Source organism: Pseudophaeobacter sp. 1A09344, from assembly GCF_041008745.1.
In the GTDB taxonomy this organism is placed as follows: domain Bacteria; phylum Pseudomonadota; class Alphaproteobacteria; order Rhodobacterales; family Rhodobacteraceae; genus Phycobacter; species Phycobacter gallaeciensis_A.
Window position 1 is genome coordinate 88,926 of sequence record NZ_JAXGFS010000003.1, and the last position, 15,975, is coordinate 104,900.

Here is a 15,975-nt window from a genome sequence, read left to right on the forward strand (position 1 = left end):
GAGGTTTGCAATTGGCAAAAGCCGAAGATCACGCAGAGTATATCATCGCGCCTGCGCCGCAGAACGCGCGGCTGACCCGCGCGGTGACGGGCGTCGATCACACCGGCGCCCAAAGCGAGATTTCCGTGGTCGAGGAACGTCCGCTGACCATCTATCTCAACCGGCAGGAGATCGTCACCGCAATGACCATCGGGGATTATCCCGAGTACCTGGCGCTTGGCTTTTTGCGCAATCAGGGCATGCTGCGCGACGATGATGTGATCACCGGCGTCGATTACGACGAAGAGCTGGAAACCGCTGTGGTGCGCACCGAGGTCGAGACTTCCTACGAGGAAAAGCTGCAGAAAAAGACCCGCACCTCGGGATGCGCCGTGGGCACCGTCTTTGGCGACATGATGGAGGGGCTGGAGGATGTGCGCCTGCCCGCAACGCCGGTACGCACCTCCTGGCTCTATGCGCTGGCGCATAAGATCAACCGCACGCCGTCGCTTTACCTTGAGGCTGGTGCGATCCACGGCACGGTGCTGTGCCACCGGGACCGCCCGCTGGTCTATATGGAGGATGTCGGTCGCCACAACGCGGTGGACAAGATCGCGGGCTGGATGCTGTCCACGGGCAGTGATCCGGCGGACAAGATCCTTTACACCACCGGGCGGCTGACCTCTGAAATGGTGATCAAGACGGCGATGATGGGCATTCCGGTGCTGGTCTCCCGCTCCGGTTTCACCGCCTGGGGGGTAGAGATCGCCCGCGAGGTTGGCCTGACCCTGATTGGCCGGATGCGCGGCCAGCGGTTCATCTGTCTCTCCGGCGATGACCGGCTGGAACGGGACGTGGACCCCGCATCGATGCCGCAGGAAGACAAGAAACATCGCAGGAAGAGCGCAGAATGATGTCAGCTACTCGTCATTGCCCGGCAAAGCCGGGCAGCGCCCAACCCGCCCCCCACGGGGCGGGCGCTTCGCACCCTCCCCGCCGGGTCGGACGCTGGGAGGGTGTGGCATGACCAAACCGCTGGGCGTGATCTTGGCGGGCGGTCTGGCCACCCGCATGGGCGGTGGCGACAAGGGGCTGCTGAGCATCGGCGGGCAAAGCCTTCTGTCTCGTGTGATCGACCGGCTGTCGCCGCAGGTGGCGGGTCTCGCGCTCAACGCCAATGGGGATGCTGCGCGCTTTGCCGACCTTGGCCTGCCGGTAGTCGCCGACAGTATCGAAGGTTTTGCCGGGCCGCTGGCGGGCGTGCTCGCGGGGCTGGACTGGGCCGCCGAGCAAGGCGCCGAAGCAATCGTGACGGCGGCTGCCGACACGCCTTTCTTCCCTATCGATCTGGCGGCGCGGCTGATGGAGGCCTCCGAAGGGCAGTCCCATCCCCTGGTACTCGCCACAACCCCGCGCACCGGGGAAGAGCTGAAATCCGGCGGGCGCAGCAAGGTGAACCGCCACCCCACATTCGGCCTTTGGCCCGTGGCCCTGCGCGATGATCTGCGCGCGGCCCTAAATGATGGCCTGCGCAAGGTGGTCCTGTGGACCGACGCCCACGGCGGGCGTGAAGCGCTGTTTGAGGCCGATCCCTTTGATCCATTTTTTAACGTCAACACGCCCGAGGATCTGGCGCGTGCAGAGAGATTACTGGTATGAAAATTTACGGAGTAACCGGCTGGAAAAACGCCGGCAAGACAGGCCTGATGGAGCGGCTGGTGGCTGAATTTTGTGCTCGTGGCCTGAGCGTTTCGACCCTGAAACACGCCCATCACAGCACCGATGTCGATCAACCCGGCACCGACAGCCACCGCCATCGCAGCGCGGGCGCCTCAGAGGTTCTTCTGGCCTCGCCCAACCGGGTCGCGATCATGCAGGAATTGCGCGATGCGGAAGAGCCGTCCTTTATTGATCTGCTGTCGCGACTCAATCCGGTGGATCTGGTTCTTGTCGAGGGCTTCAAACGCGAACCGCATCCCAAGATCGAGGCCTATCGCACCGATGCGGGCAATCCGCTGATCGCGCCGGGGGATCAATCGATCCGGGCCGTGGCCAGCGATATTTCCCTCAATCTGGATCGGCCCGTGTTCAATCTGGACGATACCATGGCGATTGCCGATTTCATCGCGGGTGAACTGGGCTTGTGAGGCCGTTTGACACCTTCGTGATGGTGGATTGGTCCGGCGGCAACGATGCCGGACCGCGTCCACGCCGCGATGCGATCTGGGCCTGCCAGGCGGACTGGCAAGGCGCCGAGGAGCCGCTCTATTTCCGCAATCGCCAGCTGGTCGAAGACTGGTTCTGCGATCAGGTGGAATTGGCGCTGAGCCGGGATCAACGACTTTGCATCGGATTTGATTTTCCCTTTGGCTATCCCGCAGGCTTTGGCCCGGCGCTGACCGGGCAGAGCGATCCTCTGGCGCTCTGGGATTGGTTCGAGGCGCGCATCGAAGACAGCCCCAGGGCAAACAACCGTTTTGATCTGGCGGGCGAGATCAACCGCCGCTTTGGCGGGCAGGGGCCTTTCTGGGCCAATGCGCTGAAGCGCAATATCGACGGGCTGCCGCGCACCAAGCGTAGCTATCAGAACCCTTTTCCGGATCGGCGCGCGGTCGAACATCTGGCGCCGGGCGCCTTCACCTGCTGGCAGATGGCCGGGGCAGGATCCGTGGGCGGTCAGGTGATGATGGGGTTGCCGGTGTTGTCCCGGTTGCGCCGCCGCTTTGCGCCGCATGTGGCCGCGTGGCCGTTTGAGGCGCTGGACAGGCCGGTGGCGCTGGTCGAGATCTGGCCCTCTCTCACCGTTCCTACGCCGCCTGCTGGCATGATCAAGGATGCCTGGCAGGTGCAGCAGGTGGCTCTGGAACTTGCCCGCCGCCCTGTGGCAGAATTGGAGAAGATGCTGGATATTACCGCCCCCGAAGAGGGCTGGATCCTTGGAGTGGAGCCGAGATGACCCTGAAGCCGCCGCCCCTGCGCGATGATTGCTTTGCCTTGCCGGCGGGCGTGAACTGGACCCCGGTCGAGGATGCGCTGGCGCTGCTGCGGCAGCGGCTGGGGCCGGTGACAGGCGTGGAGAGCCTGCCGCTGGATCAGGCGGTGGGGCGGGTGCTGGCCGCAGATGTGGTGGCGCAGCGATCGAACCCGCCGCAGCCCAATACCGCGGTTGATGGCTATGGCTTTGCCGGTCCCATAGCCGAAGGGGCACAGGTCATGGATCTGGTCGCCGGGCGTGCGGCGGCGGGGGTGCCCTTTGACGGCGTGGTGCCTGCGGGGCAGGCCATTCGTATCCTGACCGGGGCCGCTCTGCCCGAAGGCGTCGATACGGTTATCCTGGAAGAGGACGTGACAACGGATGGCAGTCAGATCGCCTTTCACGGGCCGCTGAAGAAAGGGGCCAATACCCGCCGCGCCGGTGAGGATGTGGCGGCTGGAGATGTGATTCTGGGTGCGGGGCGGGTGGTGACACCTGCCGATCTGGCGCTCGCCGCGGCGACGGGAAACGACACATTACCACTTCGGCAGCCCTTGCGCGTTGGAGTGCTTTCCACCGGCGATGAACTGCGCGATCCGGGTGCGCCTGCCGGGCTGGGGCAGATCTATGATGCCAACCGGCCGATGCTGCTGGCGTTGCTGCGGCAGTTGGGCGTGATTGCCGTGGATCTGGGACGCGTCGGTGATGATCGCGCTGCGCTGCGGGCGCGGCTGGACGGCGCGGCGTCGCAGGCGGATGTGATCCTGACCAGCGGCGGTGCCTCGGCGGGGGATGAAGATCATGTCTCGGCCCTTTTGCGGGAGGCAGGCGCCATGCAGGAATGGCGCATTGCCCTGAAACCCGGCCGTCCGCTGGCGCTGGGGATGTGGCAGGGAATGCCGGTCTTTGGCCTGCCGGGCAATCCGGTGGCGGCGCTGGTCTGTACGCTGATCTTTGCGCGCCCTGCCATCGGGGTGATGGCGGGGGCCGGGTGGCAGGAACCGCAGGGGTTCGATGTGCCTGCCGGGTTTGAAAAGCGCAAGAAACCGGGGCGGCGGGAATACCTGCGGGCCCGTATCCGGCAGGGGCGCGTCGAAGTGTTCAAATCCGAAGGCTCTGGCCGGATCAGTGGCCTCAGCTGGGCCGAGGGTCTGGTCGAGATTGGCGAGGATGCGGCGCATATCCGGCCCGGCGACCCGGTGCGTTTCCTGCCCTATGGCAGTTTTTCCCTTTAGGCAGGTGTCTGTGGGGCGGGAAGCTCCCGCCCATTCAGTATCATTGCAGGCAATGACCTTCGCGGTTGGGCCGGGCGCCCTGCGGTGCAGGGCGCGGGATGGTGGCAACCGCGCCGTACCCCGCGCGGGTGTCCCCTTGCCGAAAGCTGTAAAGACGGGAGCTGTGCGCCCGCCCGCTGAGGATCAGTCGAAAGTGCCCGCGACGCGGCCCACCAGCATGAAGGCGCGCGCGGTGCGGGTGTCGCCAAGAGCGGAGATTTCGCTGTCGTTGGCTTCGGTCTCAAATTCGGTGAACATCTGGTCGAACCGGCGCAAGAAGTGATGCGCGGCATCGCGGAAGATCGGATCCTGTTTCATCCGTGCGGCTGTCAGGGCCAGCGATGTCCGGTCCCGCACCCCGCCAAGCGCCGCCACGGCGCGACCGCGGGCGCCCTGGGCGAACTGGCGCCAGATTTCGGGGCGTGCCATATCCGGGCGCAGATCGTCCATATAGATGCCGTCTTGGCTGAGCAGGGTCAGAACGTCCTGCGCCGCCTGGATCACCTGCGAGGCCTTGCGGTCCTTGAGCGCGGCACGCAGGGCCGAGAAGCCTTCTTCGTCTTCGGCGGTTTCCGGGAAATTGAGCGCGCGGATGAACTGGTCCACCGGCAGCGGCGGCGACATGTCTTCCGAGGAGGTGCCAAGGGCCAGCGTACCCTGATCCGCTGCGGCCATCTGGGCGGCTTCGGCGGGGATCGCCGGGCGGGGCGGGTTGCGGCGGCTGCTCTGGAAAGTAGCCAATGCGCTTTCGGTCTTGCGCGTCGCCTCGGCGATTTCCTCGAGCTTCTTGGTGACCGAAGGCTCCGCCACCGCCGTGGCCTGCTGGGCGTGGGTCAGGTAGCTGTGCCGCAGCCCGTCGATGGCCGATTGCAGGCGCAGGGTTTCCTCGCGCATGATCCGGATCGACCGCAGCACCATGGCGCCGCCCCAGAGCAGGATCACCGGCAGGCAGACGGCCAGCGCCGTCTGCACCCAGCCGGTCCAGCCATCGGCGCCGTCCGTTTCAGCAGGAGCCAGAAGGTAGGCCGCCAGAACCGCCAGGAGCCAGATGCAGCCCAGCACGATCGCCCCCATCTCGGCGCCGCCCAATCCCGTGGCCGAGGGGCGCTCGAACGTGCCGAGCGGCTGGTTATGGGCGGTCTTTGAGGCGGGATCCGGTGCGGTCATGGCGGATGGGTTCTGTCTTGTCAGGAATAAACGATTTGCAAAATCTCATAGGCGCGCTCCCCGCCGGGGGTGCGTACTTCCACACTGTCGCCTTCTTCCTTGCCGATCAAGGCCCGGGCAATCGGTGATTTGATGTTCAGCAGGCCCGCTTCGATATTGGCCTCGTGTTCGCCGACGATCTGCCAAGTCTTTTCCTCGTCGGTGTCTTCATCCACCACGGTGACCTTGGCGCCGAATTTCACAGACCCCGACAGTTTCGCCGGATCGATCACATCGGCGAGGCTCAGAATGCCTTCAAGTTCCTTGATGCGGCCTTCGATGAAGGACTGTTTTTCGCGCGCCGAATGGTATTCGGCATTCTCCGACAAATCGCCGAGCTCGCGGGCTTCGGCGATGGCCTGGATGATGGCCGGGCGCTCGACGGATTTCAGGTTTTTGAGTTCCGCTTCGAGGGCCTGAAAGCCCGTCGGCGTCATCGGGATCTTTTCCATGGTCTGCTCCGCTTTCGTCTGGTCGTGCCGTGCATGTGCTACGGGTCTTTTGAACGTGACAGCCCCGCCGCAGGTGCGACGGGGCATTTATTCGTGTTGGCAGTTACCTGACCCAATCGCGGGGCCAAATGCAAGGGGGACCTGCGGCCACGGGCAGAGTTTTGCTGCAGGGACCGGGACTTGCTGCGGGATTTATCGCCGCTTGATATGTCGCGGTGGCAGCGGGTCCGGCACCGGCAGATGCGCTTCGATGCGCCAGAACTGTGCCTCGGCCTGATCGCCGTGGAACCGCGTGGTGTGCCTGCCCCGGGGCCGCCTGTGTGCGTCGATCCCCAACAGCTCAATCATATTGAACAAGCTCATATTCCACCCCCTCTCCATCCAGAAAATAGAACCGTCGTCCGGGTTCGTAATCGGCGTGGTTCATCGGCGTGAAGCCGACCTCCCGAACCGCCTCCTCGGTGCGGTCCAGATCCTCGACGATCAGCGCCAGATGGTTGAGCGTTCCCTTGTTGGCATAGCGGGGCAGCGGATCACCCAGGTCTTCCGGTGGCGTATAAAGCGCAAGATAGCTGTCCTTGCTGCCGACGTGGACCGAAAGGCCGCCGTGAATTGCCGGACCCTGCCAGCGGATGCGCCAGCCAAAGACCTTTTCCATCCAGGCGGCGGTGGCATGGGGATCGCTGACGCAGAGGTTCGCGTGTTCAAGAATGGCGGTCATTTCGAATCTCCTTTGATAATCTCTGCATCCTGTGTAATTTCTAAACCTAACTTTAGATCAAGGTATTTCTCATCACGTCAGGGAAGGGATCCGACATGGCAAAATCCGCAGGTGTTTCGATTGGCTATCTGGCAGAGCGCACCGGGCTGGCCGTCTCTGCCATCCGGTATTACGAGGCGCAGGGTCTGGTAGAACCCTGGCGCAATGCGGGCGGGCAGCGGCGGTTCCTGCGCTCTGATCTCAGGCGGCTCAGCTTCATCATGATCGCGCAGCAGTTCGGGTTTTCCCTGCCGGAGATCCGTGAGTACCTGAAAAAACTGCCGGGCGGGCGCACCCCGACGCAAGAGGATTGGGCGGCGATTTCCTCGGACTTCCGCGATCATCTGGATCAGCGAATCGAGACGCTTATGAAGCTGCGTGATAACCTTGATGGCTGTATCGGATGCGGCTGCCTGTCCTTGCCGAGATGCGCGCTATATAATCCGCAGGACAAGGCAGGAGAGAAGGGCACCGGCCCGCGCTATCTGATGGGGGACAGCCCAGAGGTTGAAAATGACGGATGAGCGTCGGAAATGAGTATGTTTTATACGGAAAAGCCCGTTCTGCTGGAACGTAACGCAGAGTATGGATTGACCTTTGTAATCCCCAAACGCTAAGCAACCGCGAAAGAAAATTGCGCCCAGGACCATCTGTCCGATGGGGACAGAAACGAACGATAGCCAAGGAGCACATCATCTATGGCCGAGATTGAACGCGAAGCGATGGAATATGACGTTGTGATCGTCGGGGCCGGCCCTGCGGGTCTGTCGGCGGCGATCCGTCTGAAGCAGTTGGACAGCGACCTTGAGGTCGTGGTGCTGGAAAAAGGCTCCGAAGTGGGCGCGCATATCCTGTCGGGCGCGGTTCTGGATCCCTGCGGTCTTGATGCGCTGATCCCCGACTGGAAGGAAAAGGGCGCGCCGCTCAACACGCCGGTCAAGGAAGACAACTTCTACATGATGGGCGAGTCGGGCGAGGTGCGGATCCCCAACTTCCCGATGCCGCCGCTGATGAACAACCACGGCAACTACATCGTCTCCATGGGCAATGTCTGCCGCTGGATGGCTGAACAGGCCGAGGAACTGGGCGTCGAGATTTTCCCGGGCATGGCCTGCTCCGAGCTGATCTACGGCGACAACGGCGAAGTCAAAGGCGTGGTCGCAGGTGTCTTCGGTCTGGAGGCCGACGGCTCTTACGGTCCCAACACCGAGCCGGGCATGGAGCTGCACGGCAAATATGTCTTCCTCGGCGAAGGCGTACGTGGCTCGCTGTCCAAGGAAGTGATCGCCAAATACGGCCTGTCCGATGGCAAGGAGCCGCAGAAATACGGCGTCGGCATGAAAGAGATCTGGGAGATCGACCCGGCCAAGCACAAGGAAGGCACCGTCACCCACACCATGGGCTGGCCGCTGAATTCCAACGCTGGCGGTGGTTCCTTCATCTATCACCTGGAAAACAACCAGGTTTACGTGGGCTTCGTGGTGCACCTGAACTACAAGAACCCCTACCTGTTCCCCTACATGGAATTCCAGCGGTTCAAGCACCACCCGATGGTCGCCGAGCTGCTGGAAGGCGGCAAGCGCGTCGCCTATGGCGCCCGCGCCATCACCGAAGGCGGCTGGCAGTCGATGCCGAAGCTTGTGGCACCCGGTGTGGCGCTGCTGGGCTGCGCCGCAGGCATGGTCAACGTGCCGCGCATCAAGGGCAACCACAACGCCATGCTGTCGGGCAAGGCCGCAGCCGAAGCCGCATATGACGCCATCAAGGCCGAGCGTTCCGGTGACGAGTTGTCCGCCTATGAGACAGACGTGCGCGAAGGCGCTATCGGCAAGGACCTGAAGATGGTCCGCAACGTCAAACCGATGTGGTCGAAGTGGGGTCTCACTGCCTCGCTGATGCTGGGTGGTCTGGATATGTGGACCAACAACATCCTTGGCCTGTCCTTCTTTGGCACCCTTGGTCACGGCAAGAACGACGCCGAAGCCACCGAAGAGGCCAGCAAGCACAAGCCGATTGATTACCCGAAACCCGATGGCACCCTGTCCTTTGACCGGCTGACCAACGTCTCCTTCGCGATGACCAATCACGAGGAAAGCCAGCCTTGCCACCTGCACCTTGGCAATGCGGATACGCCGATCTCGGTCAACCTGCCGAAATACGACGAACCGGCGCAGCGCTATTGCCCGGCCGGCGTCTACGAGGTGGTCGAAAAGGACGGCAAGCCGGAGTTCGTGGTGAACTTCCAGAACTGCGTGCACTGCAAGACCTGTGACATCAAGGACCCGAGCCAGAACATCACCTGGACCACGCCGCAGGGCGGTGACGGGCCGAACTATCCCAATATGTGATCCGGTTTGGGCAGATTTGCCCGCAGCCGGGCGGATTTCCTCCGGTTTTGCCGGAAATAACGCAAAAGTGGGGCGCCTTCCGAGGCGCCCCATTGCGTGTTGTCAGCGCCCGGATTACCCTTTTTCACAATCACGAATACATACCCTTGGGGGAGGTCCCGGTGCCGGTTCAAAATCTTCGCAACCTGTCATCCGCGGCGCTGGTTGCGCTGTCTGTTTCGGTCACATCCACGCTGGGCCTTGCGGCGCCAGTTGCAGCTAACGGATTGGCGGGGGCTTACCTCGCTGGTCGGGCCGCCACCTATGAGAGTGATTTCTCGGCAGCTGCCGAATATTACACCCGCGCTCTGGTCCGCGATCCGAAGAACCCCGTGTTGATGGAAAATGTGGTCTTTGCCCAGCTGGCGCAGGGCGATCTGGATCGCGCACTGCCGGTGGCACAGCGCCTGTGGGAGATGGAGCTGCGCAGCCAGGCGACGAATATGGTCATGGTTGGCGATTTCGCCCGCCGCGGCGCCTTTGTCGACATTCTGGCGCGGGATCTGGCGATCCGCGATATTCACCCGCTGGTGGATGGGTTGCTGACAGCCTGGGCGCATATGGGCGAAGGGGCTGTCTCCGCCGCGATGCAGAGTTTTGAAGCCCTTGCCGAAGACCAGAACCTGCGCCCCTACGCGCAGTTTCATCAGGCGCTGGCGCTGGCCTCGGTTGGGGACTACGAGGGCGCAGAGGCGATGTTCGCCGCCGAGGATGGCAAGCTGACCCGCCTGTCGCGCCAATCGGTGTTGGCGCGGATGCAGATCCTGTCGCAGCTGGGGCAGAACGAAAAGGCGCTTGAGGTGCTGAGCGGGGCCTTCAGCAGCGGCTTTGATCCGGCTCTTGCGGATTTGAGGGGCCGACTTGAGGCAGGCGAGGCGCTTGGCTTTACCATGGCGCCCGGCCCGGTCGAAGGGATCGCCGAAGTCTTTTTCACTATGGGATCGGCGCTGAATGGGCAGCAGGCGGATGACTATGTGCTGATGTATGCCCGCATGGCCTCGGTCCTGAACCCGGATCACGTCGATGCGGTTCTGCTAAGCGCGGAGCTCTTGGACAAGCTGGGCCGCTTCCCGCTGTCGATCGCCACCTATAAACAGGTGCCGCGCAGCCATCCCGATTATTATGCCGCTGAAATGGGCCGCGCCGAGGCGCTGCGCCGCTCGGCCAAACCGGACGCCGCAGCCGAGGTATTGGCGCAACTGGCAGAGATCTATCCTGAACTGCCGCAGGTTCAGGTCAGCCTGGGCGACCTGCTGCGACAGCAGGAAGACTACACTGGCGCCGTGGCCGCCTATGACAAGGCGCTGACCTACACGCCCGAGCAATCGCCGAGCCGCTGGTTCCTTTATTATGCCCGCGGCATCTGCCACGAACGACTGGATAACTGGGCCGAGGCCGAGGCCGATTTCCGCGCCTCTCTGGCGCTGGAGCCGAACCGCCCGCAGGTGCTGAACTACCTTGGCTACTCGCTGGTGGAAAAGCAGAAGAACCTGGATGAGGCGCTCGACATGATTGAGCGCGCCGTCGCAGCACGTCCCGAGTCGGGCTATATCGTCGATTCGCTGGGCTGGGTGCTGTATCGTCTTGGTCGCTATAGCGAGGCCGTGGGCCACATGGAGCGCGCGGTGGAATTGATGCCGGTGGATCCGGTGGTGAATGACCATCTTGGCGATGTTTTCTGGGCAGTAGGCCGCCAACGCGAGGCGGAATTCCAGTGGAAACGAGCGCTGTCCTTCATCCACTCTGGCGAAGGCGATGGTGAAGCCGACCCCGAACGGATCCGCCGTAAGATCGAGGTCGGTCTGGATGTGGTTCTGGAAGAAGAAGGTGCGGATCCCCTGAAGGTTGCCAATGGCGGTTGAGGCTTTCGCCCCGGCCAAGATCAACCTGACCCTGCATGTGACCGGCCAGCGCGCCGATGGTTATCACCTGCTGGATTCGCTGGTGGCGTTTTGCGATGTCGGGGATCAGGTGCGGGTTCGCCCGGCTGAGGATCTGTCCCTGCAGGTAAGCGGGCCACGGGCGGCTGGCGTGCCGACGGACGGTTCCAACCTTGTGTTGCGGGCGGCAGAGGTTTTGAAACCTGCCGGGCAGGGCGCCGAGATTACGCTGGAAAAATACCTGCCTGCAGCGGCTGGTATTGGTGGCGGCTCTTCGGATGCGGCGGCAACGCTGCGGGCGTTGGCGCAGCTTTGGGATGTGAAGCTGCCCGGCGAAGCGGATTTGCTAAGCCTCGGCGCAGATGTGCCCGTCTGCATGGCGCCGGGAGCCTGGCGCATGGCCGGGATTGGCGAGGACCTGACGCCGCTGCCACCCTTGCCGTCCTGCGATATCCTGCTGGTGAATCCTGGTGTGGCGGTCTCGACCCCGGTGGTGTTCCGCGGGTTGGCCTCGCGCGAGAATCCGGCCATGCCGCAGGACCTGCCGGGCTGGGGCGATGCGCTGGAGCTGTCGGCATGGCTGGCGCGGCAGCGTAACGATCTGCAGGCCCCAGCCGTGGCCGCTGCGCCGGTGATCGGAGAGGTTCTGGACGCGCTGCGTGCCTCGGGGGCGCTGTTTTCGGCCATGTCCGGCTCTGGCGCCACCTGTTTTGCGCTGTTCGAACCTGACGAGGAGCAGGCGCAAAGCACGGCAGAGGATATTCGTGCGAAACACCCTGACTGGTGGGTGGCTTCGGGGCGCTTGCTCTAGGTGCGGGGGGCTCCCGCGCCTGTATCGCCGCATCAAAGATGCAGCAAACAGCCTTGGGCCCGGCAGTGCGCCTGCGGCGCGCTGTTTTCCAGATCTGCTGAGAGGCGCCTGAAGCGCAGGTCTGCGCTGCAGGCGCCACATCGAGTGTGGAGTTCCAAAATCCGCCTCAAGGGCAAGCCGCGCGCGGCGCGGAGGCTAACGCCTCCCTTGACCCGGACTTTGGAAGAAAGGGGCTGATATGTCGACTTTGGCGTGTTGCTCCGGCGGTTAGTGCAGCCGAGCCACCACGTAATCGGCGAGATCATGCAGCATCTGACGGATCGGGTGCTCCGGCAGGCTTTGCAGCGCGGTCTTTGCCTTTTCGGCCCAGGCCATGGCGTCGTCGCGGGTGGCCTCCAGCGTCTTGTACTTGCCCATCAGCGCCAGAGCGTGGTCGAGATCACCCTCTTCTTGGCGGCCCTTTTCGATGGTGCGGGTCCAGAAGGCGCGTTCCTCATCGGTAGCCTGCGCCACTGCCTTGATCACCGGCAGGGTCAGCTTGCGTTCGCGGAAATCGTCGCCGACGTTCTTGCCAGTTGCCTTGCTATCGCCCTGATAATCCAGAAGGTCATCGGCGATCTGGAAAGCGATGCCTAGGGCATCACCGTAATCGAACAGCGCCTTGATCTGCGCCTCCTCTACGCCAGCGATGACGCCACCGACCTCTGTTGCGGCGGAGAACAGCGCTGCCGTTTTGCCGCGCACCACCTGCAGGTAGATCGCTTCGTCGGTTTTTAGGTCGGTTGCCGCAGTCATCTGCAGCACCTCGCCCTCGGCGATGGTGGCGGCGGCATTGGCGAGGATGTCCAGCACCCGCAAAGAGCCGGTTTCCACCATCAGCTGGAAGCTGCGGGCAAAGAGGTAATCGCCGACCAGAACCGAACTTTTGTTGTCCCACAAGAGGTTGGCGGTGGGGCGGCCGCGGCGCTGGCCGCTTTCGTCGACCACATCGTCGTGCAGCAGGGTAGCGGTGTGGATGAACTCCACAGTGGCCGCCAGTTTGACGTGATTGTCGCCCTCGTAGCCACACATGCGCGCCGCCGCCAGGGTCAGCATCGGGCGCAGGCGCTTGCCGCCGGCCTCGACCAGATGGGCGGTCACCTCGGGGATCCGGGGCGCGTGCTCGGAGGCCATCCGTGTGCGGATCAGCGTGTTTACCGCCGCCATCTCGTCGCTGAGGGTGGCTGCCAGCATTTCATGCGGCTTTTGCGTCATGACTTGGTCCATTGCTTTCCCGGCTTTCAGGCTCGACAAGGTATTGCCCTTGCTCTTAGATCCATCCCCATGAAGGAACTTCTGCGCAGCACCGATCCAACCGTCCTGGCCTTTGCCTCAGCCCTTCTTGAGGGAGAGGATATAGACTGCTTTCAGTTGGACGTAAATATGAGCATCCTCGAGGGCGGCATCGGAATTTTTCCGCGCCGCCTTATGGTGCATCCGGATGATTACGACCCGGCTTTGCGGGTGATGCGCGACAATGACATCCCGCTGGGCCAATGAGCATTTTTGCCGACGCGGATCTGACCTGTAACGATTTCCTGGGCGGCCGGGTGCGGCTGTATCAGCCCGTCAAAGGCTACCGTGCCGGGGTTGATCCTGTGTTGTTGGCGGCCGCTGTTCCGGCGCGGGCGGGGGATCATGTGCTGGAGCTCGGCTGCGGTGCGGGGCAGGCGCTGCTGTGCCTTGCGGCAAGGGTGCCGGGGCTGCGCCTTACGGGCGTGGAGTTGCAGGCCGCCTATGCCGACCTGGCGCGGCGCAATGGCGCGCTGAACGGGCAGGATGTCGATGTGATCGAGGCGGATCTGGCGCAGTTGCCGGTGTCTTTGCGCCAGATGCAGTTTGCCCATGTGATTGCCAACCCGCCCTACTACCGTGCGGGCGGGCACAGCCCGGCGCAGGATGCCGGGCGGCGGGTTGCCCTCGGAGAAGAGACACCGCTGCAGGACTGGATCGCCGTTGCCGCCAAACGGCTGGCGCCGCGTGGATACCTGCACATGATCCAGCGCGCGGACCGGTTGCCGGATATGCTGGTGGCCTGTGCCGGGAGGCTGGGGTCGCTGGAGGTGCTGCCGCTGGCGCCGCGACAGGGGCGGGCGGCAGAGCTGGTGATCCTGCGCGCGCGCAAGGAGGGGCGGGCGGAGTTCCGGCTGCACGCGCCGCTGATCCTGCACAAAGGCGCGCGGCACGAGCGGGACGGCGAAAGCTATCAGGAAGAGGTGGCCGATGTTCTGCGGCAGGGTGCGGCCCTGCCCTGGCCCGGGGAAAAGCGGCCCGCCTGAGCAGCCAGTCCTCTATCGCGGCGAGTCGGTCGCCAAGGCGGTGACGTGGTATCGGGGACTGCCATCTGAGCGTCGCCGGGGCCTGTCTGACCGGGATGCCCATATGGGTAGGACCCTTGCGTCTTTCAAGCGTTACATAGTCGTTTTAGCGTGGCTTTGCGCCTTTATTGCAAGGCTGAGCGGCGGTTTTTGGCAGTCTTCAGCCGATGCAACAAATTGATGACAAAACTGTGCGCCTGCAGCGTGACAGACGCATTTTCTTATGCTCCACTTGAGGTGTCCTGCTGACGCAGGGCGTATTTTGCTCAAAAAGGAGGAACGGCATGAGCCTCAGCTCGCATCTCACGGAACTGAAGAAGAAGCACGAGCACCTCAGCATGGAAGTCGAACAGGCCCAACGTGCGCCCAGTACCGACGGTCTGGAAGTCGCTGCCATGAAAAAGCAGAAACTGAAGCTCAAGGAAGAGATTGAGCGATTGTCCGCAAGCGAACTGGCGCACTGACGCGCGAGCAACTCGGGCGCAGCCGCAAACCGGAGCAAAACCGGCACGGGCGGCGCGCCCACGACATGTCTGATGAAATTGGGCTGCCAGATCTGGTGGCCCTTTTGCTTTTGAAAGGGGCTGTCCGGGCGAACCGCGTGCGAGTGGTCAGGAATGTTGCATTCAGGGCTGGGCGATATCGGTGACCGGGATGATATCGAACCGCTCAGACACATAGGATGTCTTGTCGATCTCACCCATGAACCAGTCGCGGAACGCCTTGATCTGGGGGCGATCCTCGGTGCCCTTGGCGCAGACAAAGCGAAACCGTCCTTCGGTTTCAATCGCAGTCGCGAAAGGGGCCACCAGACGCCCGGCGTGCAGATCGGTCACCACCATGGCGCGGCGGCCGAGCACGACGCCCGCCCCGGTCAGGGCGGCATCCACCGCATGGTCGGCTTGCGAGAAATGCGCGCCATGCGTGGGGGCAAAATCGATTCCGACAGCGGCGAACCATGCTGGCCAGTCGCAGGGCGGCTGCAGGAAGTTCAGGGATTCGTCGAACAGAAGCGGCGCCTCGGTCAGGCTTTCGGGGGTTTTGTATTTCTCTGCCAGTTCCGGCGTCATCACCGGTGTCATCCATTCCTTGCGCAGGGGCAGGGACCAAAGGCCCTCGTCCGGGCCGACGCCAAACCGGATTGCCACATCTACTTCGTCGCGCTGGAAATCCATCTGCCTGAGTGTCGCGGAAAAGCGCAGGTCGATTTCGGGATGGGCGCGGGCGAATTCATAAAGACGCGGCGCCAGCCATTTCGCGGTAAAGCCTGGGCCAGCGGTCACCGTCAGTGTGCTGTTGTCCTGCAGCCGCCGGGTGGCGCGCCAGGCATCGCCAAGAATTTCGAAACCCTCGGCGGCGCCTGGGGCCAGCGTGCGTCCGGCCTCGGTCAGCTCCACCGCACGGTTGAGCCGACGGAACAGCGGCGCGCCGAGGTGCTCCTCAAGCGATTTGATTTGAAAGGACAGCGCCGCCGGGGTCACGTTCAGCTCCTCTGCCGCCTTGGCAAAGGACATGTGGCGGGCGGCGGCATCAAAGGCGCGCAGGGCGGTCAGGGGGGGCAGGCGTTCTGGCATAATCACATCAGTAATACTTAACTGAATGACTGAAAAGTCTCGTTTGTAAGTTTTTTCACCCGCAATCATATTGGTGTCAGGTTAATGATGCTGATCCGAAACGGAGGTTTGCGAGATGGAATATACAGTCAACGCCGATATCAAACTGGCCATGCAGCGTGCACATGAAGAACGCGGCCAGGTGCTGAAATCCTTCTGGGCGCGCCTGTTCCGCCGTGGCAAGCCTTCGCTGGTCAGCACAAGGGTTTCCCGCTGGGCATAGTGCACATGTCCTTACGGGATTGAAAAAGGGCCGGTCCATCAGGACCGGCCCTTGTTGTT

Annotated in this window: 19 protein-coding genes; 13 read left to right on the forward strand and 6 right to left on the reverse strand. The window is 63.1% G+C overall.

Features of this window, described 5'->3' with window-relative positions:
- Positions 1–5: 5 nt before the first annotated feature.
- The 5 genes from SM765_RS06055 to SM765_RS06075 all read left to right on the forward strand — a co-directional run bounded on the left by SM765_RS06055 (position 6) and on the right by SM765_RS06075 (position 4,188).
- Positions 6–893: a formate dehydrogenase accessory sulfurtransferase FdhD gene (locus SM765_RS06055; RefSeq protein ID WP_116560314.1), complete on the forward strand. Its 888-nt coding sequence runs from the start codon at positions 6–8 to the stop codon at positions 891–893.
- Between the two features lie 109 nt (positions 894–1,002).
- Positions 1,003–1,638, forward strand: a complete 636-nt coding sequence (gene mobA / locus SM765_RS06060) for a molybdenum cofactor guanylyltransferase MobA (protein WP_274834641.1) — start codon at positions 1,003–1,005, stop codon at positions 1,636–1,638.
- On the forward strand, positions 1,635–2,126 hold the full coding sequence (gene mobB, locus SM765_RS06065; RefSeq protein WP_274837538.1) for a molybdopterin-guanine dinucleotide biosynthesis protein B: 492 nt from the start codon (positions 1,635–1,637) through the stop codon (positions 2,124–2,126). The genes mobA and mobB overlap by 4 nt, the downstream gene beginning before the upstream one ends.
- On the forward strand, positions 2,123–2,935 hold the full coding sequence (locus tag SM765_RS06070) for a molybdopterin guanine dinucleotide synthesis (RefSeq protein ID WP_274838997.1): 813 nt from the start codon (positions 2,123–2,125) through the stop codon (positions 2,933–2,935). The genes mobB and SM765_RS06070 overlap by 4 nt, the downstream gene beginning before the upstream one ends.
- Positions 2,932–4,188 carry a molybdopterin-binding protein gene (locus tag SM765_RS06075; protein WP_274837540.1) on the forward strand — a complete coding sequence of 419 codons (1,257 nt, stop codon included), beginning with the start codon at positions 2,932–2,934 and terminating at the stop codon, positions 4,186–4,188. Before SM765_RS06070 ends, SM765_RS06075 begins: the two co-directional genes overlap by 4 nt.
- 183 nt (positions 4,189–4,371) lie before the next feature.
- Here the strand turns inward: SM765_RS06075 and SM765_RS06080 are convergent, their stop codons facing one another.
- The 4 genes from SM765_RS06080 to SM765_RS06095 all read right to left on the reverse strand — a co-directional run bounded on the left by SM765_RS06080 (position 4,372) and on the right by SM765_RS06095 (position 6,606).
- Positions 4,372–5,394: a hypothetical protein gene (locus tag SM765_RS06080; RefSeq protein ID WP_274827580.1), complete on the reverse strand. Its 1,023-nt coding sequence runs from the start codon at positions 5,392–5,394 to the stop codon at positions 4,372–4,374.
- Positions 5,395–5,414: 20 nt separating this feature from the next.
- Positions 5,415–5,885, reverse strand: coding sequence for a transcription elongation factor GreA (greA, locus tag SM765_RS06085; RefSeq protein ID WP_065272478.1), 471 nt, complete (start codon positions 5,883–5,885; stop codon positions 5,415–5,417).
- 192 nt (positions 5,886–6,077) lie between these two features.
- Entirely contained in the window at positions 6,078–6,248 is a 171-nt protein-coding gene (locus SM765_RS06090; RefSeq protein WP_274837541.1) for a hypothetical protein, read from the reverse strand.
- Entirely contained in the window at positions 6,226–6,606 is a 381-nt protein-coding gene (locus tag SM765_RS06095) for a VOC family protein (RefSeq protein ID WP_274837542.1), read from the reverse strand. The genes SM765_RS06090 and SM765_RS06095 overlap by 23 nt, the downstream gene beginning before the upstream one ends.
- A 95-nt stretch (positions 6,607–6,701) precedes the next feature.
- Between SM765_RS06095 and soxR the strand changes: the two genes are divergently transcribed.
- The 4 genes from soxR to SM765_RS06115 all read left to right on the forward strand — a co-directional run bounded on the left by soxR (position 6,702) and on the right by SM765_RS06115 (position 11,723).
- Positions 6,702–7,169 carry a redox-sensitive transcriptional activator SoxR gene (soxR, locus tag SM765_RS06100; RefSeq protein WP_065272480.1) on the forward strand — a complete coding sequence of 156 codons (468 nt, stop codon included), beginning with the start codon at positions 6,702–6,704 and terminating at the stop codon, positions 7,167–7,169.
- Positions 7,170–7,343: 174 nt separating this feature from the next.
- Complete coding sequence (locus SM765_RS06105; RefSeq protein ID WP_274827582.1) at positions 7,344–8,993, forward strand: electron transfer flavoprotein-ubiquinone oxidoreductase; 1,650 nt, start codon at positions 7,344–7,346, stop codon at positions 8,991–8,993.
- A 161-nt stretch (positions 8,994–9,154) separates the two neighbouring features.
- Positions 9,155–10,894 carry a tetratricopeptide repeat protein gene (locus tag SM765_RS06110; protein WP_274837543.1) on the forward strand — a complete coding sequence of 580 codons (1,740 nt, stop codon included), beginning with the start codon at positions 9,155–9,157 and terminating at the stop codon, positions 10,892–10,894.
- The gene (locus SM765_RS06115) at positions 10,884–11,723 is read left to right on the forward strand and encodes a 4-(cytidine 5'-diphospho)-2-C-methyl-D-erythritol kinase (RefSeq protein WP_274837544.1); all 840 of its coding nucleotides are present in this window, start codon (positions 10,884–10,886) and stop codon (positions 11,721–11,723) included. The genes SM765_RS06110 and SM765_RS06115 overlap by 11 nt, the downstream gene beginning before the upstream one ends.
- Before the next feature lie 267 nt (positions 11,724–11,990).
- Here the strand turns inward: SM765_RS06115 and SM765_RS06120 are convergent, their stop codons facing one another.
- The gene (locus tag SM765_RS06120; protein WP_274834634.1) at positions 11,991–12,989 is read right to left on the reverse strand and encodes a polyprenyl synthetase family protein; all 999 of its coding nucleotides are present in this window, start codon (positions 12,987–12,989) and stop codon (positions 11,991–11,993) included.
- Between the two features lie 57 nt (positions 12,990–13,046).
- On the opposite strand from SM765_RS06120, the gene SM765_RS06125 reads away from it, so the two are divergent.
- The 3 genes from SM765_RS06125 to SM765_RS06135 all read left to right on the forward strand — a co-directional run bounded on the left by SM765_RS06125 (position 13,047) and on the right by SM765_RS06135 (position 14,544).
- Positions 13,047–13,262 carry a putative signal transducing protein gene (locus SM765_RS06125; protein ID WP_065272484.1) on the forward strand — a complete coding sequence of 72 codons (216 nt, stop codon included), beginning with the start codon at positions 13,047–13,049 and terminating at the stop codon, positions 13,260–13,262.
- The gene (locus SM765_RS06130) at positions 13,259–14,041 is read left to right on the forward strand and encodes a tRNA1(Val) (adenine(37)-N6)-methyltransferase (RefSeq protein ID WP_274837545.1); all 783 of its coding nucleotides are present in this window, start codon (positions 13,259–13,261) and stop codon (positions 14,039–14,041) included. Before SM765_RS06125 ends, SM765_RS06130 begins: the two co-directional genes overlap by 4 nt.
- Before the next feature lie 323 nt (positions 14,042–14,364).
- Positions 14,365–14,544 (forward strand): YdcH family protein, encoded by a 180-nt coding sequence (locus tag SM765_RS06135; RefSeq protein WP_065272486.1) that lies wholly within the window; start codon positions 14,365–14,367, stop codon positions 14,542–14,544.
- Positions 14,545–14,706: 162 nt separating this feature from the next.
- On the opposite strand, the gene SM765_RS06140 is transcribed toward SM765_RS06135, so the two are convergent.
- Positions 14,707–15,654, reverse strand: a complete 948-nt coding sequence (locus SM765_RS06140) for a transcriptional regulator GcvA (protein WP_274827587.1) — start codon at positions 15,652–15,654, stop codon at positions 14,707–14,709.
- 115 nt (positions 15,655–15,769) lie between these two features.
- Between SM765_RS06140 and SM765_RS06145 the strand changes: the two genes are divergently transcribed.
- Positions 15,770–15,916, forward strand: a complete 147-nt coding sequence (locus tag SM765_RS06145) for a hypothetical protein (protein ID WP_156767922.1) — start codon at positions 15,770–15,772, stop codon at positions 15,914–15,916.
- The last annotated feature ends 59 nt before the right edge of the window (positions 15,917–15,975 follow it).